Raw genomic sequence first — 24,989 nt, 5'->3', positions numbered from 1 at the left:
GGCGCTCGGGGTCGGCATGGTCGGATACGCGTTCATGGGGCGCGTTCACTCACAGGCGTGGCGCAGCGCCGGCGCGTTCTTCGACCTGCCGGTCGCTCCGGTCATGGCGGTCCTGTCCGGACGGTCCGCCGAACGTACGGCCGCCGCCGCCGCCCAGCTCGGCTGGGCGGCGGTGGAGACCGACTGGAAGGAGCTCGTCAGGCGCGACGACGTGCAGATCGTGGACATCTGCACGCCGGGCGACTCGCACGCCGAGATCGCCATCGCGGCGCTGGAGGCCGGCAAGCACGTGTTGTGCGAGAAGCCGCTCGCCAACACCGTGGAGGAGGCGGAGGTCATGGTGGCCGCCGCCGAGCGGGCCGCCGCGCGCGGCGTGCGCAGCATGGTCGCGTTCAACTACCGCCGGGTGCCCGCCGTGGCGCTGGCCCGGCGGATGGTCGCCGAGGGGCGCCTCGGCGAGATCAGGCACGTCCGTGCCCAGTACCTCCAGGACTGGATCACCGATCCGCAGTTCCCGCTGGTCTGGCGGCTGCAGAAGGACAAGGCGGGCTCCGGGGCCCTCGGCGACATCGCCTCGCACATCGTGGACACCGCGCAGTTCATCACCGGCCAGCTCGTGACCGGGGTCTCGGGGATCACCGAGACGTTCGTGAAGGAACGGCCGCTCGCCGAGGAGTCCGCCGGCCTGAGCGCCGCGGGCGGCGGCGGGGCGACCGGTCAGGTCACCGTGGACGACGCCGCGCTGTTCACCGCCAGGCTGTCGGGGGGCGCGGTCGCGTCGTTCGAGGCCACGCGGTTCGCCACCGGCCGCAAGAACGCCATGCGCATCGAGGTGAACGGCGCGCTCGGCAGCCTCGCGTTCGACTTCGAGTCGATGAACGAGCTGTGGTTCCACGACCAGACGCTGCCCGCCGAGGAGGCGGGATTCCGGCGCATCTACGTGACCGAGGCCGGGCACCCGTACGCGGGGGCCTGGTGGCCGCCCGGTCACGGCCTCGGGTACGAGCACACGTTCACGCACGAGGTAAAGGACTTCGTGCAGGCGATCGGCGAGGGCACCGACCCCGAGCCGTCCTTCGCCGACGGCCTGCGGGTGCAGCGGGTGCTGGCCGCGGTCGAACGCAGCGCGTCCGACGACAGCCGCTGGACCACGGTCTGACCGCCGCGGCCATCACAGCATTTTCGAAGGAGCGGACATGACGCGACCCATCACCTTGTTCACCGGCCAGTGGGCCGACCTGCCGTTCGAGGAGGTGTGCAGGCTCGCCGGCGAGTGGGGTTACGACGGCCTGGAGATCGCCTGCTGGGGCGACCACTTCGAGGTCGACAAGGCCCTGGCCGACGACTCCTACATCCCCCGCAAGCTGGAGATCCTCGACAAGCACGGCCTGAAGGTCTGGACGATCTCCAACCACCTGGTCGGCCAGGCGGTGTGCGACAGCCCGATCGACGAGCGCCACAAGGGCATCCTGCCGTCCCGCATCTGGGGCTCGGGTGACGCCGAGGAGGTGCGCCGGGCGGCCGCCGAGGAGATGAAGGACACCGCTCGGGCGGCGGCCAAGCTGGGTGTGAGCACGGTGGTGGGATTCACCGGCTCGTCCATCTGGCACACCGTGGCGATGTTCCCGCCGGTCTCCCCCTCGATGATCGAGGCGGGCTACCAGGACTTCGCCGACCGGTGGAACCCCATCCTGGACGTGTACGACGAGGTCGGCGTGCGCTTCGCGCACGAGGTGCACCCGAGCGAGATCGCCTACGACTACCACACCACCGTGCGGGCCCTGGAGGCCGTGGGGAACCGGCCGGCGTTCGGCCTCAACTGGGACCCCTCGCACATGGTGTGGCAGGAGCTCGACCCCGCCGGGTTCATCCTGGACTTCGCCGACCGGATCTACCACGTGGACTGCAAGGACGCCAAGGTGCGCACCGGGGACGGCCGCCGCGGCCGGCTGTCGTCGCACCTGCCGTGGGCCGACATGCGCCGAGGCTGGGACTTCGTCTCCACCGGCCGGGGCGACGTGCCCTGGGAGGACTGCTTCCGCGCCCTCAACTCCATCGGGTACGACGGCCCCATCTCGATCGAGTGGGAGGACGCCGGGATGGACCGCCTGTCCGGCGCCCCCGAGTCCCTCGCCTTCGTGCGCGGCCTGAACGCCATCACGCCCCCGACCGCGTCCTTCGACGCGGCCTTCTCCTCGGAGTGACGGCCCCCTGAGCCGAACGGCGGCCGGCCGGATCCTTCCCCCCTCACCGGCCGGCCCCGTTCCGGACCGACCGGCCCGCCCTGCTCCGGCGGGCCGGTCTCTGCTTTCTCTGCTTCTCAGTCGAAGACCACGACCTGCCGCAGCACCTCGCCGCCGCGCAGCGCCGCGACGGCGTCGTTGAGGTCGCCGAGCCGGATCCGGGAGCTGATCATGCTCTCCAGGTCGAGCTTGCCCGCCTTCCACATGCTCGCGAACAGCGGGAAGTCGCGGCGGACGTCGCTGTCGCCGTACAGCGAGCTGTGCAGCGTCTTGCCGTCGAACATCAGGTTGAACGCGGGCAGCGACACCATGTCGTCCATCGCGCCCGCGCCGACCACGACGACGTCGCCGCCCCTGCGGGTGGCCTGCCAGGCCGCCAGGATGGTCTGGGACTTGCCGACCACCTCGAAGCCGTAGTCGAAGCCCTGGCCGCCGGTGAGCGAGCCGATGGCCTCCATCATCTTGTCCGGCGTGCAGGCGTCGGTGGCGCCGACCTTCTTGGCGAGGGCGTGCTTGGACTCCAGCGGGTCGATCGCGAGGATCGTCGTGGCGCCGGACACCCGCGCGCCCTGGATCACCGACAGGCCGACGCCGCCGCAGCCGATCACCACGACGGTGGAGCCGGGCCGCACCTTCGCCGTGTTGACGGCCGCGCCGACCCCCGTGGTGATGCCGCAGCCGATGAGCGCCGCGACCTCGTACGGCACCTCGGGGTCGACCTTGATCGCGCCCTGCCACGGGACGATGATCTCTTCGGCCCAGGTGCCGCACCCGACCATGCCGTACGCCTGGGTCTCCCCGCCGTACCGGAACCGGGCCAGGGTGAAGCTCTCCATGACGTAGTGCATGCACAGGTACGGCTGGCCGCCCACGCAACGCTCGCACGCGCCGCAGGCGGGGGTCCAGTTGATGATGACGTGGTCGCCGGGGGCCAGCGACGTGACGTGCTCGCCGACCTCCAGGACCTCGCCCGCGCCCTCGTGGCCGGGGACCACCGGCAGCGGCATGGGCAGCACGCCGGTCATCACCGACAGGTCCGAGTGACAGACCCCGGTGGCCTTGATCTTCACACGGACGTCCGTCGGGCCCATGGGGGCGAGGGTGAAGTCGTCGCGGATGTCGAGCTTGTCATCCCCGACGGCGTGCAGGAGCGCGGCTCGCATGAAGGACCTCCTAGGGGGGCGTGCTACTCCTCTTCGAGGGAGAGCGCGGCTTTCGGGCAGGAACGGACCGCGTGGCGCACGCGGTCCAGCATCTCCGGCGGTGGCTCGGGGAGCAGCACGTTCAGGTTGTCGTCGTCGTCCACTTCGAAGACCTCGGGGGCGAGGCCCATGCAGACGGCGTTCGCCTCGCAGACGTCGTAGTCGACCTTGATCTTCATCGGTGCCCTCCTGGCATAGATGGGGATGAAGGTGAGACTAGGCCGAAGCGGGGGCGGTCAGCTTGCGATGGTCCCAGGAGACCACGCGTGTCGGCTCCACGACATAGGCGACCCGCTTGCGGCCGGTGTGCTCGACGTAGCCGCGCAGCTCGTCGGCCGGGCCGTCCTCGGGGAGGCCGGCCATGCGCTTGGTGACCTCCATGCCGACGTCCAGCACCTCGGCCGGGGCGTCGATCAGGCGGGCGGTGCCGTACACCAGGACGCCGCGCAGCTCGAAGTAATCGTCACCCGTCTCGATGAGGCAGCTCACCCGGGGATCGCGTTCGATGTTCCGCCGCTTCTGGGCCTTGGCGTAGGTCCAGAAGGCGATGCGGCCGGTGACCAGGCCGTAGAACATCGTCACCATGTGCGGCGTTCCGTCGGGGTTGATGGTGCCGAGCTGGAGCTTGCGGGAGTCCCGGAGGAGCTCCGCCACCTCGTCGTCGCTCATCACGATGCGGGCACGCTGGTTCACCCAGGAAGTAGAACACGTTCCACCAGGGGAGGCAAGGGTGCGCCGGAATATTGTTCGGGCATATCGGATCTTGATGGGGGCACGGTTGTCCGTGGTCGTTCGTTGACCGGTAGTGTTCTGCCCCGTTGCCGTACTCAGGGGAAAACCATGACTGATCCGTCCTTGCCGGCCGACCTGCGGCACGCGGCCGAGAGAGCCAAGGGCTTCATGCCGAAACCGGAGGGTCTGGCGCTGTACCAGACCGCCCATGCCTACGGCACTCGCGGCCCCATCTGCGAGATCGGCACCTACTGCGGCAAGTCCGCCGTGTACCTCGGCGCCGCGGCCCGCGAGACCGGCACGGTGGTGTTCACCGTCGACCACCACCGCGGCTCGGAGGAGATCCAGCCGGGCTGGGCCCACCACGACCCCACGCTGATGGACCTTCGCTTCGGCAAGATGGACTCGCTGCCGTTCTTCCGGTCCACCATCGCCGCGGCCGGGCTGGAGGACACCGTCATCGCGGTCGTCGGCCGCTCGGAGATCGTGGCCCGCTACTGGAACACCCCGCTGGCGATGCTCTTCATCGACGGCGCCCACTCCGAGGAGCCCGCCACCAAGGACTACGAGGGCTGGTCCCCGCACGTCATGCCCGGCGGCGCGCTGGTCTTCCACGACATCTACCCCGACCCCGCCAAGGGCGGTCAGGGGCCCTACCGCGTGTACCAGCGCGCCCTGGCCTCCGGCTCGTTCGAGGAGGTCCGCGTCGAGGGGTCCCTGCGCGTGCTGGAGCGCCTCGGCGCCTGAGAGGCCGGGTGCGGGGTCAGGTGCGGCTCGGCGTGCTCGGCGTGGCCGAGCAGCCGCAGGTGGCCGGGTCGGTCACCGGCTGGGTGTACCGGCCCGCGTCCCGGAACAGCGCCGCGGCGGGCGTGGCGCCGGACAGTGCGTCGGCGGCCAGCACCACCGCGGCGGCCGTGTAGGCCGACTGCTCGCGGGGGAACCAGTTGCGGTTCACGAACTGCCAGCCGGTCCAGTACGAGCCGTCCTCGTGCCGCATGTGCTGCAGGTCGCGGAACACGGCGTGCGCCCGCTCGGCGTCCCCGAGGGCGTCCAGCGCCAGCACCAGCTCGCAGGACTCCGCGGCGGTGACCCACGGCTGGTCGGACACGCAGCGCACGCCGAGCCCGGGGACCACGAAGGTGTCCCACCGCTCGGCCAGCCGGGCCCGCGCCTGCGCGCCGCGCACCGCCCCGCCGAGCACCGGGTAGTACCAGTCCATGGAGAACCGGCTCTTGTCGGCGAACGCCTCGGGGTGGGCCGCGATGACGTGGCCGAGCTGACCGGCGGCCAGCTCCCAGTCCGGCTGCCGCTCGCCGAGGTGCTCGCCGAGCAGCACGCCGCAGCGCAGCCCCTGGTAGATGGAGGAGCACCCGGTCAGCAGGGCGAACCCGGCGGGCTCACCGGTGGCCTTGCGCTGCCAGATGATCTCGCCGCGGGCGGTCTGCAGCCCGACCACGAAGTCCAGCGCGCGGCGCACGACCGGCCACATGCGGCGGGCGAACGCCTCGTCCCCGGTGACCAGCAGCTCGTGCCACACCCCGACGGCGAGGTACGCGGCGTGGTTGCTCTCCCCGGCCGGCTCGGTGGCCTGGCCGCGCACGACCTTCTGCGGCCAGGAACCGTCGGCGCGCTGGTACCGCACCAGCCAGTCGTACCCGGCGCGGGCCTCGGCGGTGAGCCCGGCGACGGACATGGCCATCAGGCATTCGACGTGGTTCCACGCGTCCACGTGGCCCTCGGGCCAGGGCACGCCGCCGTCGTCCTCCTGGATCGCGGCGATGCTGCGCCCGGTGGCGACGACCTGATCGGCGGTGATGATCCCCGGCACGGAGGGGATTCGCTCGCCTGCCGTCATGCCGGCTTCCGTACGTAGATCACCACGCTCTTCCCGATCAGCGGGTTCAGCACGGCCTCGGCGATCCGGGTGGCCGCGGGGCGCTTCATGATGTCCCAGACCAGCAGCCGGTGGTAGGCCTTGGCCAGCGGATGCTCGTCGTCGTTCACGCCGACCGCGCACTTGATCCACCAGTACGGCGAGTGCAGCCCGTGGGCGTGGTGGTGCGGGCCGATCTCCAGCCCGGTGGCCTTCAGCTTCGCGGTCAGCTCGGCGAGGGTGTAGATCCGCACGTGGCCGCCGGGCGCCGTGTGGTACGCCTCCGACAGCGCCCAGCAGATGCGCTCGGGGATGAAGCTCGGCACGGTGATCGCCGCGGTGCCGCCCGGCCTGAGCACGCGGTGGATCTCGCGCATCGCCGCCATGTCGTCCGGGATGTGCTCCAGCACCTCGGCCGCGATCACCCGGTCGAACGACGCGTCGGGGAACGGCATGGCGAGCGCGTCCCCCGTCACGGTCTCCGCGGTGGCACCCGCGGGCACCTCGCCCGCCTTGTCCATCGCGGCGAACATGATGGACACGCTGCGCAGCTCCGCCGCGTCCTGGTCGAACGCCACCACGTCGGCGCCGCGCCGCAGCACCTCGTACGCGTGCCGCCCGCCGCCGCAGCCGAGGTCCAGCACCCGAAGGCCCGGTCCGACCGGCAGCCTCCCGAAGTCGACCGTCAGCACCTAGCGCTCCCCTTTCGCCCTCGCCTGGATGGCCTCGCGGTACGCCTCCACGGTCCGCCTGGCCACGACGTTCCAGGTGAACCGCTCCATGACCCGGTCGTAGCCCGCCTTGCCGACCCGCTCCCGCTCCTGCGGGGCGTCATGCAGGCGGCGCAGCACGCCGGCCAGTTCCTCGGGGTCGCCCGGGGCGACCTGCACGGCCGCGTCGCCGACCACCTCGGGCAGCGCGCCGGTGCGGCTGGCCACCAGCGGGGTGCCGCAGGCCATGTGCTCGACGGCGGGCAGCGAGAAGCCCTCGTACAGCGAGGGCACCACGGAGATCTCGGACGTCGCGATCAGCTCACCGAGCTCGTCGTCGGAGATGCCGTGCACGAAGCGCACCCGGTCGCCGAGGGCGAGCTCCTGGACGAGCTTCTCGGTGGGGCCGCCAGGGGTGGGCCTGCTGACCACGGTCAGGTTGACGTCGCGCTCGGTGGCCAGCTTGGCGACCGCGCGCAGCAGGGTCGCGACCCCCTTCATGGGGGAGTCGGCGCTCGCCACCGCGACGATCGACCCCTTGCGCCTGGGCAGGTGCGGGCGGGGGTGGAAGAAGCGCGTGTCCACGCCGAGGGGGATGAGCCGCATGTTGCGCTGCGGCACGTTGAAGTCGCGGTGGATGTCGGCGAGGCTCGACTCGCTGACGGTGAGGATCGGGTTCAGGCGGGGCGCGACGATGCTCTGCATCCGCACGAAGCCGTACCACCGGCGCATGGACAGCTGCTTGCGCGGCGGGGCGGCGCGCAGCTCGATGCGCCGGTCCACGCTGATCGGGTGGTGGATGGTGCCGACCACCGGGAACAGCTTCTGGATGCCGAGCAGGCCGTAGCCGAGGGTCTGGTTGTCCTGCACCACGTCGAAGTCGCCCTGGCGGCTCTTGAGCTCGCGCAGGGCCCGCAGGCTGAAGGTGAGCGGCTCGGGGAAACCGGCCGTCCACATGGTGGCGACCTCGAGCATGTCGATCCAGTCGCGGTACTCCTTCAGCCCCGGCGTGCGGAAGGGGTCCTCGTCGCGGTACAGGTCGAGGCTCGGCACCTTGGTGAGCACGACGCCCTCGTCCAGCTCGGGATAGGGCTGGCCGGAGAGGACCTCGACGTTGTGCCCGAGGGCGACCAGCTCGCGGCTGAGGTGGCGCAGGTAGACGCCCTGGCCGCCGCAGGTGGGTTTGCTTCGGTACGACAGGAGCGCGACCCTCAGGGGGCTGTCCGGGTCTCCGGCGGGGCCGTGCGGCCGCGCGTCCTTCGGAACCTCCACGGACACCCCTTCCGGGCCGGTGCTCGATCGCCCAAAAACAGGGCATGTACCGCAAAAGCCGATCTTAGCTGCGAAGACTACCATCTAGCGCTAGACCTCTACTTTGACGGGAATCGCTCCTCATCTGCTCCGCACAGCCCGCGAACTGGGCTGTTAGCCTAACCGAACGCGGCTCGGTAGAACCAGTTCTAGGTAGGTTGGCCGCATGCCGCCACGTTGCCCATAGCGCTCGACGGACCTCGTGGCGGTACATTCGCTGCTTAAAGTCCAAGTTCGGGCGTAGTCGTCTAACCCCGCGGGCCCGAAGAAACTGGAGGACCTGTTGGCCAGGCGTGCGCTGATCACCGGCATCACCGGGCAGGACGGTTCCTACCTCGCGGAGCACCTGCTCGAACAGGGCTACGACGTCTGGGGCCTGGTGCGTGGGCAGGCGAACCCCCGGGTCTCGCGGGTGCGCAGGCAACTCCAGGACGTGCAGCTCGTCCGGGGCGACCTGCTCGACCAGGGCTCCCTCATCTCCGCGGTGGAGCGGGTCGGGCCCGACGAGGTCTACAACCTCGGCGCCATCTCCTTCGTGCCGATGTCGTGGGAGCAGGCCGAGCTGACCGCCGAGGTCACCGGCATGGGCGTGCTGCGCATGCTGGAGGCCATCCGCGTCTGCTCGGGGATCACCTCCTCCCGGGCCACGGCCTCCGGGCAGATCCGCTTCTACCAGGCGTCGTCGTCGGAGATGTTCGGGCAGGTCCGCGAGACGCCGCAGAACGAGCTGACGCCGTTCCACCCGCGCTCGCCGTACGGGGTGGCCAAGGCGTACGGGCACTTCCTCACCCAGAACTACCGCGAGTCGTACGGCATGTTCGCGGTGTCCGGCATCCTGTTCAACCACGAGTCCCCCCGGCGTGGCGCCGAGTTCGTCACCCGCAAGATCACGCTGGGCGCCGCCCGCATCAAGGTGGGCCTCACCACCGACCTGCGCCTCGGCAACCTCGACGCCCGCCGCGACTGGGGCTACGCCGGCGACTACGTCCGCGCCATGCGCCTGATGCTCCAGGCCGAGGTCCCCGAGGACTACGTCATCGGCACCGGCCGCACCCACTCGGTCCGCGAGCTGGTCCTGGCCGCCTTCGAGGCCGCCGGCCTGGACTGGGAACGCCACGTGGTGATCGACCAGTCCCTCCACCGCCCCGCCGAGGTCGACCTGCTGTGCGCCGACCCCAAGAAGGCCCGCGTCCAGCTCGGCTGGGAACCGACGGTCGGCTTCGAGGACCTCATCGCCATGATGGTCGACTCCGACACCCGCCTCCTCGCCGGCGGCGCCGACCCCGACCAGGACTCCTCCTGGCCTTAACCCGTCGCTCCCGTCCCCGCCGGCCGGTGCGCCGTCACGGTTTGCGGGCGACCCCGGACAGGACCCACATCTTGCCGAAGTCGACCGGGCGGGCGATGCCGGGGCGCCACTCGGGGGCGGTGACGAGGCCGGGCTCGACGAGCTCGAGGTCGCCGAAGAAGCGCAGCAGCTCGTCCCGGGTGCGGGCGACCCAGGGGGCGCCGGCCTTGGTGGAGACCTGGACCAGTTCGGCGGTCTCCTCCGGGTGGGGGTCGGGGGTGACGTGGGAGACGGCGAGGTAGCTGCCGGGGGCCATCACCTCGCGCAGCCGGGAGACGACCTCGTACGGGCCCTCCTCGTCCCGGACGAAGTGGAGCACCGCGACCAGCAGGACGGCGACCGGCTCACTGAAGTCGATGAGGCGCGGTAGGTCGGGATGGGAGAGGATGTCGCCGATCTGGCGCAGGTCGCCCCGGATGAAGGTCACGTTCTCGCTGTCGGCCACCAGCGCGTCCCCGTGCGCCACCACCAGCGGGTCGTAGTCGACGTACACCACACGGGTGCCCTCGGCGGCCTCGGCCGCCACCTGGTGGACGTTCTGCTGGGTGGGCAGCCCGGAACCGATGTCGAGGAACTGCCTGATGCCGGCCTCACCGGCGAGGAACCGCACCGCGCGCCCGAGGAACTCGCGGTTCTGCCGGGCCATCAGCGGCATCTCTGGCGCCATCGCGAAGGCCTTCTCCGCCGCCGCGCGGTCCGCCTCGTAGTTGTCCTTGCCGCCGAGGGCGTAGTCGTAGATGCGCGCCGCGCTCGGGGTGTTGGGGTCGACCCCGGCGGGGGCGGGGCGCAGATCGGACATCGCGGTCTCCTCGGGTCACGGGGTGGGGGGCACCCGCGTCCCGGCCATCGTAAGGGTCACTCGCGATAGATGTTGATCTCCCGCCCGAAACCCACGGAGGCCGGGTCGGTCCGCCCGGTGGACACCATCAGGAAGTCGAGCGCGTCGATCGTGACCACCGGGGTCCGCGGCCCCGCGCGGCCGAACCGGATCTCCTGCGGCCCCCCGCCGTCCACCCCGGTGAGGACGAACCGCGCGGGCCCGAAGCCGTCGTCCTGCAGCCGCCGGAGCACGTCGTCCAGGGAGGCGCCGAGCCCCGGGCCCCGGTCGGACGGCAGCCCGAGCGCCGTCCGCACGTCGTCGGTGTGGATGAACAGGTCGTGCCACAGCCGGATCGCGCTCTGCTCGATGGTCAGGCCGGGCACCGGGCCCGGCTTCTGCCAGGACGGCTCCTCCAGCCCGTTGAGGAGGTCCACGATGGACCCGGCGGCGAGCCGCAGCGGCTTGACCAGCTCGGCGGGCTCGCGGTCGCGGAGCGCGGCGGCCTGCTGGTCGCCGGTGCGGGTGCCGCCGAAGCCGTCGGCGATGTCCTTGGCGAGGCCGGTGATGTGGCCCGCGATGTCCCGCACCTGCCAGCCGGCGCAGCGGGTGGGCAGCCGCCACTGCTCCGGGGTGAGCCCCTCCGCGAGCGAGGCGAAGTCCGCGTAGGCGCGGCCGACGCCCACGGCGATCTGCGCGCCCCGTGGGGGGTTGCTCAATAAATTCATGGCGGCGACTATACGAACGCGGTCCTTTGTCTGTATATACGCCAGTCAAATAGATGCCGGTACCGGCCCGCGCCCCCGGGCGCGACCCGAGGGCGCGGACGCGGCGGCTCAGACCTCCACGGGCATCGACTTGATGCCGTTGATGAAGTAGGAGCGCAGCCGCTTGACGTCGCCCACGGGACGCAGGCCGGGCATGCGCTCGGCCACCACCTCGAACAGCACGCGCAGCTCCATCTTGGCCAGGTGGTTGCCCAGGCAGAAGTGGGCACCCCCGCCGCCGAAGCCGATGTGCGGGTTGGGGTCGCGGCCGATGTCGAAGCTCTCGGGCCGGGAGAAGACCGATTCGTCCCGGTTGGCCGCGGAGTAGAAGACGACGACCTTGTCGTTCTCCTTGATCTCCCTGCCGCCGAGGACGGTGTCCTGCGTCGCGGTGCGCCGGAACAGGTTGACCGGGGAGACCCAGCGGACGATCTCGTCGGCGGCCGTGCCGGCCAGCGACGGGTCGCGCACCAGGCGGTCCCACTGCTCGGGGTGCTCGAACAGGGCGAGCATGCCGCCGGAGGCGGCGTTGCGGGTGGTCTCGTTGCCCGCCACGACCAGCAGGAGGATGAACAGGTCGAATTCCTCGACGCTGAGCGTCTCGCCGTTCTCGTCCGGCTGGAGCAGCTTGGTGACGATGTCCGGCTGGGGGTTCACGCGGCGCTGCTCGGCGAGCGCGTTGGCGTACGCGTAGACCTCGAACGCCGCGTTCTGGCCGTCGTCGGGGTTGCTGGCGTAGTCGGGGTCCTGCGCGCCGATCATGCGGTTGGACCACTCGAAGATCTTGTTGCGGTCCTCGACCGGGGCGCCGAGCAGCTCGCAGATCACGTACAGGGGGAGCGGCGCGGCCACGTCGGTGACGAAGTCGACGTCGCCCTTGGCGCGGGCGTCGTCCACCAGGTTGTGGCAGATCTCCCTTATATGTTCTTCGAGCAGCCCGATCTGGCGCGGGGTGAAGCCGCGGTTCACCAGGGAGCGCCGCCGGGTGTGCTCGGGCGGGTCCTGGTTGAGCATCATCATCCGCTGCAGCATGACCTGCTCTTCGGGCATCTCGTCGAACAGCGCGAGCTTCCTGCTGGAGGAGAACAGCTCGGAGTGGCGGGACACGTGGACCACGTCCTCGTGCCGGGTGACCGCCCAGAACCCCGGCCAGCCCTCCTCCGCGCCTTTCTCGTGCCAGAAGACCGGATGGTTGGCACGCAGCCATTCGAACTGGCCGTGCGGGGCGCCGTGTAGCGCGTAGTAGTCCTGGTCGACGAGGTCGATTTCCATGAGGCCACCTGGAGGTCAAGTCGAGCTCTTGAAGGACACACGTTACTGAAACGTGTTCTATTACGGGCGCGGGGGGTGGTCAAGCCGGGGGCGGGGGGCCGGATGCGCCGGGTGATGCGCCGACTTTAAAGCGTATCCGGCGCGGCGTCGAAGGATCGGATGTATGTCGGACTGATACCGGGACACGCTTGACTGCAACAGCTCGCTGCGTAGTCTTTGCTCTCAAGACATCCGATGAATGTAGGGGAAGTTGCGTGAAGCTACTGCGAGTCGGACCACCAGGACAGGAACGTCCCGCCGTGCTGGACGGCGACGGACGGCCGCGTGACCTGCGAGGCCTGCTCGGCCCCGGCGCGGACCTGGACGGCGCCTTCCTGGCCGGCGGCGGGACGGCCCGCGTCCGCGAGGCGCTCCACCGCGACGAGCTGCCGCTCCTGCGCCCCGACGAGACCGGCGCGGCGCGGATCGGCGCCCCGATCGCCCGGCCCGGAAAGATCGTCTGCATCGGCCTCAACTACCGCGACCACGCCGCCGAGACCGGTGCGGCCCTGCCCGCCGAGCCGATCGTGTTCATGAAGGCATCCAACACCGTGGTGGGGCCGGACGACGAGGTGCTGGTGCCGCGTGGCAGCGTGAAGACCGACTGGGAGGTCGAGCTCGCCGTCGTCATCGGCGCCACCGCCCGCTACCTGGACACCGACGAGGACGCGCTGGCCTGCGTCGCCGGGTACGCCGTCTCCAACGACGTCTCCGAGCGGGAGTTCCAGCTCGAACGGGGCGGCCAGTGGGACAAGGGCAAGTCGTGCGAGACCTTCAACCCGCTCGGCCCCTGGCTGGTGACCGCCGACGAGGTGCCCGACCCGCAGAACCTCGGCCTGCGGCTCTCGGTGAACGGCACCGTGCGGCAGTACGGCACCACCAAGGACATGATCTTCCCGGTGGCGGAGATCGTCCGGTACCTGAGCCGGTTCATGGTGCTCGACCCCGGCGACGTGGTCAACACCGGCACGCCGGCCGGGGTCGCGCTCGGCACCGGCGGGCCCTACCTCCGGGAGGGCGACGTCATGGAACTGGAGATCGAGGGGCTCGGCGCCCAGCGGCAGATCGTGGGACAGGCATGACCGACGCCACGCTCATCGTCGCCATGGAGACGCACGACGTGCGCTTCCCCACCTCCCGTTACCTCGACGGGTCCGACGCCATGAACCCCGACCCCGACTACTCCGCCGCGTACGTCGTGCTGCGCTGCGCCGGGGGCGCCGAGGGCCACGGGTTCGCGTTCACCATCGGCCGCGGCAACGACGTGCAGACCGCCGCGATCCGCACGCTGGAGCGGTTCGTCGTCGGGCGGCGGCCGGACGACCTCGGCGCGCTGTACAAGGAGATGGCGCACGACTCCCAGCTGCGCTGGCTCGGCCCGGAGAAGGGCGTCATGCACATGGCGATCTCCGCGGTCGTCAACGCGCTGTGGGACCTCAAGGCCAAGCTCGAAGGCAAGCCCCTGTGGCGGCTGCTCGGCGAGATGGAGCCCGAGGAGATCGTCTCGCTGGTCGACTTCCGCTACCTCAGCGACGCCCTCACCCCCGGCGAGGCACTGGACATCCTGCGCCGCGCCGAGCCCGGGCGTGCCGAGCGGATCGCCCGGCTCACCGCCGACGGCTACCCCGCGTACACCACCTCGCCCGGCTGGCTCGGATACGACGACGACAAGCTGCGCCGCCTGTGCAAAGAGGCCATCGACGACGGCTTCACCCAGATCAAGCTGAAGGTCGGCGCCGACCTGGAGGACGACAGGCGCCGCCTGCGCATCGCCCGCGAGGTCTGCGGCCCCGGCTTCCGCATCGCCATCGACGCCAACCAGCGCTGGGACGTCGGCTCGGCCATCAGCTGGGTCAACGCGCTGCGCGAGTTCGACCCGTACTGGGTGGAGGAGCCGACCAGCCCCGACGACGTCCTCGGGCACGCCACCATCGCGCGCGCCCTGGCGCCGATCAAGGTGGCGACCGGCGAGCACGTGCAGAACCGCGTGGTGTTCAAGCAGATGCTGCAGGCCGGTTCGTTGTCGGTCGTCCAGCTCGACGCGGCCCGGGTCGGCGGGGTGAACGAGAACATCGCGATCCTGCTGCTCGCCGCCAAGTTCGGCGTGCCGGTGTGCCCGCACGCCGGCGGGGTCGGGCTGTGCGAGCTGGTGCAGCACCTCGCGATGTTCGACTACGTGGCGGTCAGCGGCAGCACGGACGACCGGATCATCGAGTACGTCGGCCACCTGCACGAGCACTTCGTCGACCCGGTGGTCATCAGGAACGGCCACTACCAGGCGCCCGCCGCGCCCGGCTTCAGCGCCGCGCTGCTGCCCGAGGCCCTGGCGGAGTACGCCTTCCCCGGCGGCCCCGCCTGGAACGGCGACGGGAGCACGACATGAGCGAGTTCGGCGGCCTCGCCGCCCTGGTCACCGGCGGCGGGTCCGGCATCGGCCTCGCCACGGCCACGCTGCTGGCCGAGCGCGGCGCCAAGGTGGCCTGCCTGGACCTCGACCCGCCGGGGGAGCCGTTCCTCGGCGTCAAGGCCGACGTCACCGACGACGCCGCGGTGCGCGCCGCCGTCACCGCGGCGGCCGAGCGGCTCGGCGGCCTGGACATCCTGGTCAACAACGCCGGCATCGGCGCGGCGGGCACCGTCGAGGGCAACCCCGACGAGGAGTGGTTCCACGTCCTCGACGTCAACCTGCTCGGCACCGTCCGGGCGACCCGGGCCGCGCTGCCGTACCTGCGCCGCTCCGGGCACGCCGCCGTCGTCAACACCTGCTCCATCGCGGCCACCGCCGGCCTGCCCGACCGCGCGCTGTACAGCGCGTCCAAGGGGGCCATCCTGTCGCTGACCCTGGCCATGGCGGCCGACCACCTGCGCGAGGGCATCCGCGTCAACTGCGTCACGCCGGGCACCGCCGACACCCCCTGGGTGCGGCGGCTGCTCGACGCCGCGCCGGACGCCGAGGCCGAACGCCGCGCGCTGGAACGCCGCCAGCCCATGGGCCGCCTGGTCACCGCCGAGGAGGTCGCCGCCGCCATCGCGTACCTGGCGAGCCCCCTCGCCGGCGGTACCACCGGAACCGTGCTCGCCGTCGACGGGGGCATGCAGGGCCTTCGCCCCCGGCCCGATGACCGAAGGTAGTGCCGGTCGCCGCCCGAGCGGCGCCCCGGAGTCCCCCCACCCGCCGTCGAAACGAGGCGCCAAGTTGAAAAGACAATCCTCGGCCACCTGCGTGGCCCTGTTCGCTCTCACCACCCTTACGCTGTCCGCCTGCGGCGGCGGCACCACCGCCGAACCGTCGTCCTCGGCGTCGGCCCCGGCCGCCGCGGCGGGCGGCGGGAAGGTCGGTGTGGACTTCCCCCGTGCCGACTCCGACTTCTGGAACTCGTACAACAAGTACGTGCCCCAGCTCGCCGGTGAGCTCGGCATCGACCTGATGCCCCCCACCAACTCCCAGAACGACGTGGCCAAGCTGGTGTCCAACACCCAGGCCCTGGTCAGCCAGGGGGCCAAGGCCGTCGTCATGGCGCCGCAGGACACCGGGGCCATCGCCACCACCCTGGACCAGCTGGCGGCCAAGAACATCCCGGTCGTCACCGTCGACACGCGGCCCGACAAGGGCCCGACGTACATGGTGGTCCGCGCCGACAACCGCGCCTACGGCGAGAAGGCGTGCAAGTTCCTCGGCGACCAGCTCAAGGGCAAGGGCAAGGTCATCGAGTTCCAGGGCTCGCTGTCCTCGGTCAACGGCCGCGACCGCTCCGAGGCGTTCGCCGGCTGCATGAAGACCAACTACCCCGGCATCCAGGTGTTCGAGGAGCCCACCGAGTGGGAGGGCACCAAGGCCGCCGCCGCGCTGCAGACCCGGCTCACCCAGCACCCCGACATCAACGGCATCTACATGCAGGCCGGCGGCGTGTTCCTGGCGCCCACCCTGCAGGTGCTGAAGTCCAAGAACCTGCTGGTGCCGCCGACCGACCCCAAGCACATCTTCATCGTCTCCAACGACGGCATCCCGCAGGAGTTCCAGGCCATCAGGGACGGGCAGATCGACGCCACCGTGTCCCAGCCCGCCGACCTGTACGCCAAGTGGGCCCTCACGTACGCCAAGGCCGCGCTGGAGGGCAAGAAGTTCACCGCCGGCCCGACCGACCACGACAGCACCATCGTGGACGTCGGCGGCGGGCGCCTTGAGGACCAGTTGCCCGCGCCGCTGGTCACCAAGGAGAACGTGGACGACCCGCAGCTCTGGGGTAACCAGGTCAAGTGATGTCCCCATCCGCCGTACCGGCCGTCGAGGCCCGGAGCGTCACCAAGCGCTTCGGGCCCACGACGGCGCTCGACGACGCCGGCATCGTCATCGCCGAAGGGGAGACCCACGCCCTGGTCGGGCGGAACGGCGCCGGCAAGTCCACACTCGTGTCCATCCTCACCGGCCTGCAACGCCCCGACGGGGGCGAGGTGCTGTTCGGTGGGCGCCCCGCGCCGTCCGTGGCCGACCGGGACGGCTGGCGGCGCACCGTCGCGTGCGTCTACCAGAAGTCCACGATCATCCCGGCGCTCACCGTCGCGGAGAACCTCTTCCTCAACCGCCAGGCCGGGAGCGGGCCCATCAACTGGCGGTCCCTGCGGTCCCGGGCCCGCGAGCTGCTCGACCAGTACGGCGTGGACGTCGACGCCGGGCGCCTCGCCGGGGACCTGAACGTGGAGCAGCGGCAGCTGCTGGAGATCGCGCGGGCGCTGTCGTTCGGCGCGCGGTTCATCATCCTGGACGAACCGACCGCGCAGCTCGACGGCCCCGCCATCGAGCGGCTGTTCACCCGGATGCGGGCCCTGCGCGAGCAGGGGGTGACGATGATGTTCATCTCCCACCACCTGGAGGAGGTGTACCGCGTCTGCCAGTCCGTCACCGTGTTCCGCGACGCCCGGCACGTCCTCACCCGGCCCGTGGACGACCTGCCGCACGACGAGCTGGTCGCCGCGATGACCGGCGAGGACGCCTCGGCGTACCTTTCCGGCCGCACCGCGCCCGCGGGCGGGAACGTCGTGCTCAGCGCCGAGAAGCTGACGCTGGGGGAGCGGTACCGCGACGTCGACCTCACCGTGCGGGCCGGGGAGATCGTCGGCCTCGCCGGGTCCGGCAGCAGCGGCAAGGTGGGCCTCGCCGAGACCCTGGTCGGGCTGCACGCCGCCGACAGCGGCACCGTCACGGTCAACGGCGTCCGGCCCCGCCCCGGTGACGTCGCGGCGGCCCTGCGCGCCGGGCTCGGCTTCGTGCCGCAGGACCGGCACAAGGAGGGCTTCGTCCCGCTGCTGTCCGTCGAGGAGAACGCCACCCTGCCGATCGCCCGCAGGCTCGGCCGCTTCGGCGCGGTGTCCCCGCGCCTGCGCCGAGCCGCCGCCGAACGGATGATCACGCAGCTGGACATCAAGACCACGGGCCCGTCCCAGCCCGTGAAGGACCTCTCCGGCGGCAACGCCCAGAAGGTCGTCATGGCCAGGGCCCTCGCCGACGACCCCACCGCCCTGGTCGTCATCAACCCCACCGCCGGGGTCGACGTCCGCGCCAAGCAGGCCCTCCTCGGCGCCGTCGAGGCCGCCACCGAACGCGGCGCCGGGACCGTCCTCGTCTCCGACGAGCTCGACGACCTGCGCATCTGCGACCGCGTCCTGGTGATGTTCCACGGCCGCGTCGTCAAGGAGGTCCCGCGCGGCTGGACGGACGCCGACCTCGTCGCCGTCATGGAAGGCGTCGGCGGACAATGATCGGACCAGCCCGCCGCCAGGCGACGACACGGCCGTTCGCACCGGGCGGCCGCCGCGGGACCTTCCCCGCGGGCACCACGCCGTCAGAAGATCGACAAGGATATCCGCGGGTGCTCACCCCGACGGTTCTGGAAGGCACCGGCGAACGATGACTCAGACCACCGTGACCACTCCCGGCTCCCCGGGCCCCCAGCGGACACGGACCGGCGGCGGTGCCGTCCGGCTCGCCCGGTTCCGCGACCTCGCGCTGGTCCCGGCGATCGTGCTGCTCATCGTGGTGGGCGCCCTCATCGAGCCGGCGTTCCTCAGCGTCGACAACCTCACCAACGTGCTCCAGCAGCAGACCGAGCTGTCCCTGCTCGTGCTCGCCGAGGCCCTCATCCTGATCGCCGGGAAGTTCGACCTCTCCCTGGAGTCGACCGTCGGCCTCGCCCCCGCGCTGGCCGTCGGCCTGGTCATCCCCGCCGCGTCCGCCGGGCTCGGCACCGAATGGCCCGCCGTCCTCGCCATCCCGCTGTGCCTGGTGATCGGCATGCTGATCGGCGCCTTCAACGGCCTGCTGATCCTGCGGTTCAAGCTGTCGGCCTTCATCGTCACGCTCGGCATGCTCATCGTGCTGCGCGGCCTCCAGATCGGCTTCACCGGCGGCCAGAACCTCTTCGCCCTCCCCGAGTCCTTCCTCTACCTCGGCAACGCGCGGTGGCTCGGCCTCCCCGCTTCCATCTGGATCTGCGCCGTCGCGTACATCGCCGGAATCGTCGTCCTCGGCTACTTCCGCCACGGCCGATCCATCTACGCCATCGGCGGCAACGTCGACGCCGCCCGCGCCGCGGGCGTCCGCACCGACCGCGTCCTGTGGACCGTCTTCATCATCGGCAGCCTCCTGGCCGCCCTCGCCGGCCTCCTGATGACCGGCCGCCTGGGCTCGGTCGCCGCCGCCCAGGGCAACGGCATGATCTTCACCGTCTTCGCCGCCGCCGTGATCGGCGGCGTAAGCCTGGACGGCGGCAAGGGCACACTGTTCGGCGCCCTCTGCGGCGTCCTGGTCCTAGGCTTGATCAACAACATCCTCACCCTGGCCGGCGTCTCCGCCCAATGGATCCAGGCCATCTACGGCGCCATCATCCTCATAGCCCTGATGCTCGCCCGCCTGACCACCGGCCAAGCCCAAGACTGACCATGCCCACCCCATCCCCCACACCACACGGTCACCACCGCACCGTCAACGCCGCCTCGTCATCGCCGCGCCGCTACCATCGCGCCGTCATCGTCCGCCTCCCTCGGACTGCACTTTTCCGGCGCCGCGACGGCGGGTACCGGCTACGGCGAATCCGGCGCCGTCATACGGCGGCCGGGGTGGGAACCATGCGTCTCGATGACTTCGAAGGAGGGATCACATGGAGGACGTGGTCGTAGGCAGGGGCGCCTGGGTGACCCGGTTAGGGTACGGCGCCGCGCCGATCGGCAACCTGTTCACCCCCGTCGGCGACGACCAGGCCGTCGAGACGGTGAAGGCGGCGTGGGACGCCGGAGTCAGGTTCTTCGACACGGCCCCGCACTACGGCCTGGGGCTCTCGGAACGACGGCTGGGCGCGGTCCTGCGCCAATGGCCGAGGCACACCTACACCCTCTCCACCAAGGTAGGACGTCTCCTGGTCCCCGCCGACGGCGCCGGCAAGGACGACCAGGGCTTCGACGTCCCGAGAACCCACCGCCGCGTCTGGGACTTCTCCCGTGACGGCGTCCGCAGATCCCTTGAGGAAAGCCTGACCCGCCTGGGCCACGACCACGTCGACATCGCCCTCATCCACGACCCCGACGACCACTGGAAGGAAGCCGTCACCGAGGCCTACCCCGCCCTCGCGGAGCTCCGCGACCAGGGCGTCGTCAAGGCCATCGGCGTAGGCATGAACCAGTGGCAGATGCCCGCCCGCTTCGTCGAGGAGACCCACCTCGACCTGGTCGTCCTGGCCGGCCGCTACACACTCCTGGACCAGTCGGGCGCCGAGCTCCTCCCCCTCTGCCAGTCCCGAGGCGTGGCCGTGATAGCCGCCGGTGTCTTCAACAGCGGCCTCCTGGCCACCCACGCCGCCACCGGCACCTTCGAATACGCCCCCGCCCCGGCCCCCCTCCGCGACCGCGCCCGCCGCATCGCCGAAGTCTGCGACCGCCACAACGTGACCCTCCCCCAAGCGGCCCTCGCCTTCCCCGCCCGCCACCCCGCCGTAACCTCCGTCCTGGTAGGCGCCCGCTCCGCCGCCGAGATCACCACCAACGCCACCCTCGCCGCCATGACCACTCCCGACGCCCTCTGGACCGACCTGAGAGCCGAACACCTGATCGGCCCCCAGTCGTGATCGGCACCCACCACCTGGGGACCAGGTTCCGATGGAATGCTGAAACAGCCGGAATGGGAGATATTCCGTAGAAAAGGCGTCGCCGCAAGGTTGTCGTGTACTGGCCGGGTAGGCCGGGGCATTGAATGAGGCTGACGGTTGGGCCGGACGCGTGATTGTCTTTGTCTTGCGTAATCTTCACTCTAGGTAACTACGTCATGTCCGGTTGATCGGGCATATGGCTATGTAGTCGAGTGGGCGGACAAAGGAGGCGATCATGGCGTTTCGTCTGGTTGCGGCGACGCTGCTGGTGCCCTTGGGGTTGCTGGCCGCGCCCGCCGAGGGGACGGGAAACCCCATGTCGCGGGCGCTTCCGGTGGCGGATGAGCGAGGGATGGCACTGGCGGTGGGGCGGTTCGAGCCTTATGCGGCTGGGCGGGAAGCCATTACGTACGATCAGAAGCTTGTACCCGCCAATGCCATGGCGGCTGTCAGCTATGTGCCGAGTGCGGACGGGCACATGCAGGTGATGCTTCGGACGCGGGGACTGCTGCCCGATCGCAAGTACGGCGCGCACGCGCATGTCAATCAATGTGGGGCTAAAGCGGACGACGCCGGGCCGCACTATCAGAACATGAAAGACCCTGTTACGCCCTCTACAAATCCCAAATACGCCAATCCCCAGAACGAGGTCTGGCTGGACTTCACCACGGACGCCAAGGGGAACGGGTTCGCCAAGTCGGTGCTCGCGTGGCGGTTCACCGATCGGCAGGCCAAATCCGTGGTGATCCACGCGGAGCACACGCACACCGACACGGGGCACGCGGGACAGGCCGGGCCCCGGCTGGCCTGTCTCAACGTCGGGTTCTGAGGCTGCCCGCCTTGGTCCGACCTGTCTTCAGGCTCTCCAACGTGAACCGCCGAAGTGCTCCAGTGCGGCTACGACCTTCGCGGGCGGGACGGTGAACTGCCAGGTGTGGGCGATGACGAGGACATTCGTCCTGGGTTCGCGCCACGGTGGGTAGCGGCGGGTGGTGGGCAACTCCGCGGCCATGTGCGCGGCGGGGGAGTGGCCGTTCCCGAAATACGGATAGACACAGATCGCCTTCGTCCGGAACGCGCCGCGGGGCTGGAGAGTGACGTAGGAGATCTCGTTCCAGTCGATCTCCATACGGCGTTTCCGCTGGCGGGTGGCGATGCCCTGGCGGTCGACGCGCAGAGAGAACGGCTTGGTCAGCCTGATGACGATTGTCGCGAGTGCCCATATCGCACAGATGAGCCAGGCCCACCAGATCACGACGAGCGCCTGCGAGCTCGAGGTCTCCCCCAGCCAACTCGACAGCAGTCCCGCGATCGCCAGTTGTGCGGCGACCGTGGTCACCGGCCCTGCGATGTGGACGAGCCTGTTGCCTTTCACGTCGAGGCCGTCCTCGACGGCGTGACGCTTCGCCGCGGAGGACGGAGTGGTGGCCTCCGTGGTCTCGCCCGCCTCGGGTGCCGCCAGCGCGGTCCGCGCCTGCGCCGGGGAGGGCGGGGCGCCGTGGGCGGCGTTGCGGGTGAGTGCCAGCGAATCGGTGGTGTCGGTGCCGAGCTGGCTCGGTGTGGGGTGCCCCGCGGTGATCAGGCTGTGCCGCAGCGCACGGTAGATGTGGCCGAGGCTCAGCAACTCGGGCCCCTGGGGGAGACCTTCGGTCAGCAGGGTGAGGAGCGCACCGGTGAACGTGGTGTACGTCTCGTCCCACGGTGCGGTGGAGGGACGGTTGGCCGGGGAGGATGTCAGCGTGTAGGTGCCGGAGATATCGATCTGGCCGAGCACCGCGCCCTCCTCGCCGGCCATCGCCGGCACCGCCGCGCGCCCGCTGTAGCAGCAGTCCAGGATGAGCACCCGGTTGACGGCCGGACTGCTCCGGATGATCTCGCGGAGCATCTCGAAGTCCAGCGCGGTGATCCGCAGGTCATCGGGGTCGGTGTCCGTGAGCGACAGGTACAGCTCGTGGCGCCGAGGCCCGATGAGGCCGTGTCCCGCGTAGTACACGAGCAGGGTGTCCTGCGCCTCCATGGCGGCGGCGCGCGTGAAACGGTACAACTCGCGGAAGTCGTGCGGGTCGACGATGGTGCGGCAGCTCGACGGGTGGAGCGCTCCGAGCCGCGGATCCGTCAGGACGCGCTGGAGAGAGGCCACGTTGTTCCGTACCGCCGGCAGACCGGGCATTTGTGGCGACTGGTAGTTCGCCGTTCCGATCAGTACTGCTCGTGATCTGACTGGATCAGCGAGTCGCATCGGGGTTCTTCTCCTCCTGCGACAGCTGGAACGCGCGTTCCAGCATGCGCTCGGCGTCCGCCGGTTTGATGCGGGCGGCCGTGAGGGTCACTTTGTTCTCGCCGGGGCCGGTGACCTCCACCGTCACGTCGGAACGTTGCTCGCGCAGCCAGGCCACGAGGGACCGGGAGAGCGCGTTCAACGCTCCGAGGCCGGAGGCCACGGCGACCACGAACTCGACCGCGACGCCCATGGTGTCGCGTCGCGGGGACGCGGTGCTCGATGTGAGCCTGCCACGCAGTTCCGGCTCGCCGGACAACCACTCCCACAGTGACTCGGTGGCCACGTCCGCGTCGTCACCGGTGATCGCTAGACGAACTCGCTCCACGGCACCCCTGTTCCGATGCCTCGTATACCGCCGCTGTATCCGTAGTAATACGGGATGTGGTCGGCGGTTGCACGTCCTTATCGCTAATTCGTGCGCATGGTCATGGCGTGCGGACGGCGGTGCCGGAGTAGCGGGGGAGCTTCTCGCCTTGGCGGACGACCTGGAAGATGAGCTGGTCGGGGGCGGTGGAGGTGAGGGTCAGGGTGCCGGGGTAGCAGGGGCTGCCACTTATCTGGACGAGGCGGTAGGTGGCCGAGGAGGGGGTGGTGTTGTTGTTGATCAAGGTGCCGGTGCAGTGGAGGTCGAGGCCCCAGCGCAGGCTGCCGGGGGCGGTGGCGCCTCGGGAGAGGTCGAGTTCCACGGGGAAGACCTGACCGGCGCTGGGATGTGCGGCGGTGCCGGTCCACTTTCCGGTGAATATGGAGCTTGGGTCGTCCTGCTGGGCGGTGATGCCGAGCCACAGCGCGATCCCGGCGGTGCCGGCGACGAGGAGGGCCAGTGCCCATATCCGGCCGGCCCAGCGCGGGCGGGGTCGGCGGGGTGGTGCCGGGTGGGTCGTCAGGTCGTCGTCGATGGGAGGCGTGGTCGTGATGTCCTCGTCGTCGGGCTCCACCGGGTCCAGCTTGAAGGTGAGCGTGGGGGGGTTGGAGTCCTCGTCGATCTGCCCGTCGAAGGGCAGCGTGGCCGCTTCTTCCCGGGTCCGGATGGACGGATCCTCGGCGAGCGGTGGTTTCTGCGCCGCCAGTGAGGCCCCGGCCTCCAGCACGCGGCTCTCCACCAGAGCGGGATCCTCCGTGGTGTCGCCGTCGATGGCGCGGGTCTCCGCGGGCGGCGGCGGAGGAGCGGCGGACGTACGGCGGGCGATGAGGTAGCGGAGAACCTCCTCCGCGGTGGGGCGGTCGCCGGGGTCGGGCTGGAGGCACTCCTCGACCAGCTCACGCAGCGGGCCGGACAACGGGTCGAGGTCCGGCTCGCCGAACAGGACGCGCCCGAAGACGGCCTCCAGGGAGGGGGCGGCGTACGCGTGCCGGCCACTGGCGGTGAACGCGACGGTGAGGGCCCAGCCGAACATGTCGGCGGCCGGCCCGGCCCGTTCCCCCTTGAGCTGCTCGGGGGAGATGTACGCGGGAGTGCCGACCGGCACCCGCCCCGTCGTGGTCACGGTGTCCATCAGCCGGGAGATCCCGAAGTCGATCACACGCGGCCCGTCCGTCCCGAGCAGCACGTTGCCCGGCTTGAAGTCCCTGTGCACCACCCCGGCACCGTGGATCGCGGCGAGCGCCGTAGCCGTCCCCACCGCGATCCGCTCCATCGCCCCACCGGTCCGCGGCCCCTCGGTGGTGACATGCCGCTGCAGCGACACCCCCTCCACGTACTCACTGACGATGTACGGCCGATCCCCATACAGATCCGCGTCCAACACCTGCGCCGTACAGAACGGCGCCACCCTCCGCACCGCCTCCACTTCCCCCGCGAACCTCCGCCGCGCCCGCTCATCATCAAGCCGCGACTTCATAAGCTTGACCGCCACCCGCCCCCCCGAAGCGGACACCCCAAGAAACACGGTCCCCTGCCCGCCTTCGCCGAGTCGCCCGGCCAACCGGTACTCACCTAGTCGCTCGGGATCCTCCCCCGAAAGCGACGCCACCTCCGACATGTGCCCATCCCTACCACGCCACCCCTGCCATTGTGACTTTCCCGATCATCTCACCCCATTACATGACACTGCGGTGACTCGCGACCCTGTCGAGCAGTTCGACGAGCACGGTACGTGTGTCAGGGTGCCAGGCGCACGGCGATCAGGTCTGTCGCAGGAGGCTTGGGTGGGCCCGGGACGGCCTCGTGTCTCGGCAGCAGATGGCGCCCGGCCGGTAAGGCGTACATCGTCGGCGATCTGTGCTTATCCGCCCATCCGATCCACTAGGTCGCGTCGG

General features: G+C 70.5%; 24 protein-coding genes. 12 read left to right on the top strand and 12 right to left on the bottom strand.

Annotated elements, in window-relative coordinates; translation table 11 throughout:
• Positions 1–16 precede the first annotated feature (16 nt).
• Positions 17–1,159 carry a Gfo/Idh/MocA family protein gene (locus tag ACFP1K_RS10390; protein WP_380749984.1) on the top strand — a complete coding sequence of 381 codons (1,143 nt, stop codon included), beginning with the start codon at positions 17–19 and terminating at the stop codon, positions 1,157–1,159.
• Between the two features lie 37 nt (positions 1,160–1,196).
• A complete protein-coding gene (locus ACFP1K_RS10385; protein ID WP_380749735.1) occupies positions 1,197–2,204 on the top strand; it encodes a sugar phosphate isomerase/epimerase family protein in 1,008 nt (335 codons plus the stop codon).
• 116 nt (positions 2,205–2,320) lie between these two features.
• Here the strand turns inward: ACFP1K_RS10385 and ACFP1K_RS10380 are convergent, their stop codons facing one another.
• Genes ACFP1K_RS10380 through ACFP1K_RS10370 form a run of 3 tightly spaced genes read right to left on the bottom strand, consistent with a single transcriptional unit; the run spans position 2,321 to position 4,138 of the window.
• Positions 2,321–3,406 carry an alcohol dehydrogenase catalytic domain-containing protein gene (locus tag ACFP1K_RS10380; protein ID WP_380749732.1) on the bottom strand — a complete coding sequence of 362 codons (1,086 nt, stop codon included), beginning with the start codon at positions 3,404–3,406 and terminating at the stop codon, positions 2,321–2,323.
• Positions 3,407–3,429: 23 nt separating this feature from the next.
• Positions 3,430–3,624, bottom strand: coding sequence for a ferredoxin (locus ACFP1K_RS10375; RefSeq protein WP_358549913.1), 195 nt, complete (start codon positions 3,622–3,624; stop codon positions 3,430–3,432).
• Between the two features lie 37 nt (positions 3,625–3,661).
• Complete coding sequence (locus tag ACFP1K_RS10370) at positions 3,662–4,138, bottom strand: pyridoxamine 5'-phosphate oxidase family protein (protein ID WP_380749725.1); 477 nt, start codon at positions 4,136–4,138, stop codon at positions 3,662–3,664.
• A 147-nt stretch (positions 4,139–4,285) separates the two neighbouring features.
• Between ACFP1K_RS10370 and ACFP1K_RS10365 the strand changes: the two genes are divergently transcribed.
• Positions 4,286–4,924: a class I SAM-dependent methyltransferase gene (locus ACFP1K_RS10365; protein ID WP_380749722.1), complete on the top strand. Its 639-nt coding sequence runs from the start codon at positions 4,286–4,288 to the stop codon at positions 4,922–4,924.
• Between the two features lie 16 nt (positions 4,925–4,940).
• Here the strand turns inward: ACFP1K_RS10365 and ACFP1K_RS10360 are convergent, their stop codons facing one another.
• The 3 genes from ACFP1K_RS10360 to ACFP1K_RS10350 are packed head-to-tail and all read right to left on the bottom strand — an operon-like array spanning position 4,941 to position 8,032.
• Positions 4,941–6,032: a prenyltransferase gene (locus tag ACFP1K_RS10360; protein ID WP_380749719.1), complete on the bottom strand. Its 1,092-nt coding sequence runs from the start codon at positions 6,030–6,032 to the stop codon at positions 4,941–4,943.
• Positions 6,029–6,742: a class I SAM-dependent methyltransferase gene (locus ACFP1K_RS10355; protein ID WP_380749716.1), complete on the bottom strand. Its 714-nt coding sequence runs from the start codon at positions 6,740–6,742 to the stop codon at positions 6,029–6,031. The genes ACFP1K_RS10360 and ACFP1K_RS10355 overlap by 4 nt, the downstream gene beginning before the upstream one ends.
• A complete protein-coding gene (locus ACFP1K_RS10350) occupies positions 6,743–8,032 on the bottom strand; it encodes a glycosyltransferase family 4 protein (RefSeq protein ID WP_380749713.1) in 1,290 nt (429 codons plus the stop codon).
• 322 nt (positions 8,033–8,354) lie between these two features.
• Between ACFP1K_RS10350 and ACFP1K_RS10345 the strand changes: the two genes are divergently transcribed.
• Entirely contained in the window at positions 8,355–9,380 is a 1,026-nt protein-coding gene (locus ACFP1K_RS10345; protein ID WP_380749710.1) for a GDP-mannose 4,6-dehydratase, read from the top strand.
• Between the two features lie 34 nt (positions 9,381–9,414).
• On the opposite strand, the gene ACFP1K_RS10340 is transcribed toward ACFP1K_RS10345, so the two are convergent.
• The 3 genes from ACFP1K_RS10340 to ACFP1K_RS10330 all read right to left on the bottom strand — a co-directional run bounded on the left by ACFP1K_RS10340 (position 9,415) and on the right by ACFP1K_RS10330 (position 12,275).
• The gene (locus ACFP1K_RS10340; RefSeq protein WP_380749707.1) at positions 9,415–10,218 is read right to left on the bottom strand and encodes an SAM-dependent methyltransferase; all 804 of its coding nucleotides are present in this window, start codon (positions 10,216–10,218) and stop codon (positions 9,415–9,417) included.
• A gap of 56 nt (positions 10,219–10,274) precedes the next feature.
• Positions 10,275–10,964, bottom strand: coding sequence for a maleylpyruvate isomerase family mycothiol-dependent enzyme (locus ACFP1K_RS10335; RefSeq protein WP_380749704.1), 690 nt, complete (start codon positions 10,962–10,964; stop codon positions 10,275–10,277).
• A 108-nt stretch (positions 10,965–11,072) separates the two neighbouring features.
• On the bottom strand, positions 11,073–12,275 hold the full coding sequence (locus tag ACFP1K_RS10330) for a cytochrome P450 (protein ID WP_380749701.1): 1,203 nt from the start codon (positions 12,273–12,275) through the stop codon (positions 11,073–11,075).
• Positions 12,276–12,529: 254 nt separating this feature from the next.
• On the opposite strand from ACFP1K_RS10330, the gene ACFP1K_RS10325 reads away from it, so the two are divergent.
• The 8 genes from ACFP1K_RS10325 to ACFP1K_RS10290 all read left to right on the top strand — a co-directional run bounded on the left by ACFP1K_RS10325 (position 12,530) and on the right by ACFP1K_RS10290 (position 21,278).
• On the top strand, positions 12,530–13,396 hold the full coding sequence (locus tag ACFP1K_RS10325; RefSeq protein WP_380749698.1) for a fumarylacetoacetate hydrolase family protein: 867 nt from the start codon (positions 12,530–12,532) through the stop codon (positions 13,394–13,396).
• Positions 13,393–14,697, top strand: coding sequence for an L-fuconate dehydratase (locus tag ACFP1K_RS10320; RefSeq protein WP_380749695.1), 1,305 nt, complete (start codon positions 13,393–13,395; stop codon positions 14,695–14,697). Before ACFP1K_RS10325 ends, ACFP1K_RS10320 begins: the two co-directional genes overlap by 4 nt.
• Entirely contained in the window at positions 14,694–15,446 is a 753-nt protein-coding gene (locus ACFP1K_RS10315; RefSeq protein ID WP_380749692.1) for an SDR family NAD(P)-dependent oxidoreductase, read from the top strand. Before ACFP1K_RS10320 ends, ACFP1K_RS10315 begins: the two co-directional genes overlap by 4 nt.
• Positions 15,447–15,510: 64 nt before the next feature.
• Positions 15,511–16,575, top strand: a complete 1,065-nt coding sequence (locus tag ACFP1K_RS10310) for a sugar ABC transporter substrate-binding protein (RefSeq protein ID WP_380749689.1) — start codon at positions 15,511–15,513, stop codon at positions 16,573–16,575.
• The gene (locus tag ACFP1K_RS10305; RefSeq protein WP_380749686.1) at positions 16,575–18,071 is read left to right on the top strand and encodes a sugar ABC transporter ATP-binding protein; all 1,497 of its coding nucleotides are present in this window, start codon (positions 16,575–16,577) and stop codon (positions 18,069–18,071) included. Before ACFP1K_RS10310 ends, ACFP1K_RS10305 begins: the two co-directional genes overlap by 1 nt.
• Positions 18,072–18,219: 148 nt before the next feature.
• The gene (locus ACFP1K_RS10300) at positions 18,220–19,248 is read left to right on the top strand and encodes an ABC transporter permease (RefSeq protein ID WP_380749683.1); all 1,029 of its coding nucleotides are present in this window, start codon (positions 18,220–18,222) and stop codon (positions 19,246–19,248) included.
• Between the two features lie 220 nt (positions 19,249–19,468).
• Positions 19,469–20,428, top strand: a complete 960-nt coding sequence (locus ACFP1K_RS10295; protein WP_380749680.1) for an aldo/keto reductase — start codon at positions 19,469–19,471, stop codon at positions 20,426–20,428.
• Between the two features lie 256 nt (positions 20,429–20,684).
• Positions 20,685–21,278: a superoxide dismutase family protein gene (locus ACFP1K_RS10290; RefSeq protein ID WP_380749678.1), complete on the top strand. Its 594-nt coding sequence runs from the start codon at positions 20,685–20,687 to the stop codon at positions 21,276–21,278.
• Between the two features lie 27 nt (positions 21,279–21,305).
• Here the strand turns inward: ACFP1K_RS10290 and ACFP1K_RS10285 are convergent, their stop codons facing one another.
• The 3 genes from ACFP1K_RS10285 to ACFP1K_RS10275 all read right to left on the bottom strand — a co-directional run bounded on the left by ACFP1K_RS10285 (position 21,306) and on the right by ACFP1K_RS10275 (position 24,712).
• Positions 21,306–22,688, bottom strand: a complete 1,383-nt coding sequence (locus ACFP1K_RS10285; protein WP_380749675.1) for a caspase family protein — start codon at positions 22,686–22,688, stop codon at positions 21,306–21,308.
• Positions 22,675–23,055 (bottom strand): effector-associated constant component EACC1, encoded by a 381-nt coding sequence (locus ACFP1K_RS10280; protein WP_380749672.1) that lies wholly within the window; start codon positions 23,053–23,055, stop codon positions 22,675–22,677. The genes ACFP1K_RS10285 and ACFP1K_RS10280 overlap by 14 nt, the downstream gene beginning before the upstream one ends.
• A 100-nt stretch (positions 23,056–23,155) precedes the next feature.
• On the bottom strand, positions 23,156–24,712 hold the full coding sequence (locus ACFP1K_RS10275; RefSeq protein ID WP_380749669.1) for a serine/threonine-protein kinase: 1,557 nt from the start codon (positions 24,710–24,712) through the stop codon (positions 23,156–23,158).
• Between the last annotated feature and the right edge of the window lie 277 nt (positions 24,713–24,989).

The sequence above is a fragment of the Sphaerisporangium aureirubrum genome (genome assembly GCF_042658925.1).
In the GTDB taxonomy this organism is placed as follows: domain Bacteria; phylum Actinomycetota; class Actinomycetes; order Streptosporangiales; family Streptosporangiaceae; genus Sphaerisporangium; species Sphaerisporangium aureirubrum.
This window is presented reverse-complemented; position numbering and strand designations above follow the sequence as displayed.

Excerpts from the sequence above, each read along its gene's own strand:
- ACFP1K_RS10390 (WP_380749984.1), top strand. The coding sequence starts at position 17 with ATGGTCGGATACGCGTTCATGGGGCGCGTTCACTCACAGGCGTGGCGC.
- ACFP1K_RS10275 (WP_380749669.1), bottom strand. The coding sequence starts at position 24,712 with ATGTCGGAGGTGGCGTCGCTTTCGGGGGAGGATCCCGAGCGACTAGGT.
- ACFP1K_RS10385 (WP_380749735.1), top strand. The coding sequence starts at position 1,197 with ATGACGCGACCCATCACCTTGTTCACCGGCCAGTGGGCCGACCTGCCG.
- ACFP1K_RS10320 (WP_380749695.1), top strand. The coding sequence starts at position 13,393 with ATGACCGACGCCACGCTCATCGTCGCCATGGAGACGCACGACGTGCGC.
- ACFP1K_RS10315 (WP_380749692.1), top strand. The coding sequence starts at position 14,694 with ATGAGCGAGTTCGGCGGCCTCGCCGCCCTGGTCACCGGCGGCGGGTCC.
- ACFP1K_RS10295 (WP_380749680.1), top strand. The coding sequence starts at position 19,469 with ATGGAGGACGTGGTCGTAGGCAGGGGCGCCTGGGTGACCCGGTTAGGG.
- ACFP1K_RS10300 (WP_380749683.1), top strand. The coding sequence starts at position 18,220 with ATGACTCAGACCACCGTGACCACTCCCGGCTCCCCGGGCCCCCAGCGG.
- ACFP1K_RS10330 (WP_380749701.1), bottom strand. The coding sequence starts at position 12,275 with ATGGAAATCGACCTCGTCGACCAGGACTACTACGCGCTACACGGCGCC.
- ACFP1K_RS10365 (WP_380749722.1), top strand. The coding sequence starts at position 4,286 with ATGACTGATCCGTCCTTGCCGGCCGACCTGCGGCACGCGGCCGAGAGA.
- ACFP1K_RS10290 (WP_380749678.1), top strand. The coding sequence starts at position 20,685 with ATGGCGTTTCGTCTGGTTGCGGCGACGCTGCTGGTGCCCTTGGGGTTG.
- ACFP1K_RS10360 (WP_380749719.1), bottom strand. The coding sequence starts at position 6,032 with ATGACGGCAGGCGAGCGAATCCCCTCCGTGCCGGGGATCATCACCGCC.
- ACFP1K_RS10335 (WP_380749704.1), bottom strand. The coding sequence starts at position 10,964 with ATGAATTTATTGAGCAACCCCCCACGGGGCGCGCAGATCGCCGTGGGC.
- ACFP1K_RS10285 (WP_380749675.1), bottom strand. The coding sequence starts at position 22,688 with ATGCGACTCGCTGATCCAGTCAGATCACGAGCAGTACTGATCGGAACG.
- ACFP1K_RS10375 (WP_358549913.1), bottom strand. The coding sequence starts at position 3,624 with ATGAAGATCAAGGTCGACTACGACGTCTGCGAGGCGAACGCCGTCTGC.
- ACFP1K_RS10340 (WP_380749707.1), bottom strand. The coding sequence starts at position 10,218 with ATGTCCGATCTGCGCCCCGCCCCCGCCGGGGTCGACCCCAACACCCCG.
- ACFP1K_RS10380 (WP_380749732.1), bottom strand. The coding sequence starts at position 3,406 with ATGCGAGCCGCGCTCCTGCACGCCGTCGGGGATGACAAGCTCGACATC.
- ACFP1K_RS10305 (WP_380749686.1), top strand. The coding sequence starts at position 16,575 with ATGTCCCCATCCGCCGTACCGGCCGTCGAGGCCCGGAGCGTCACCAAG.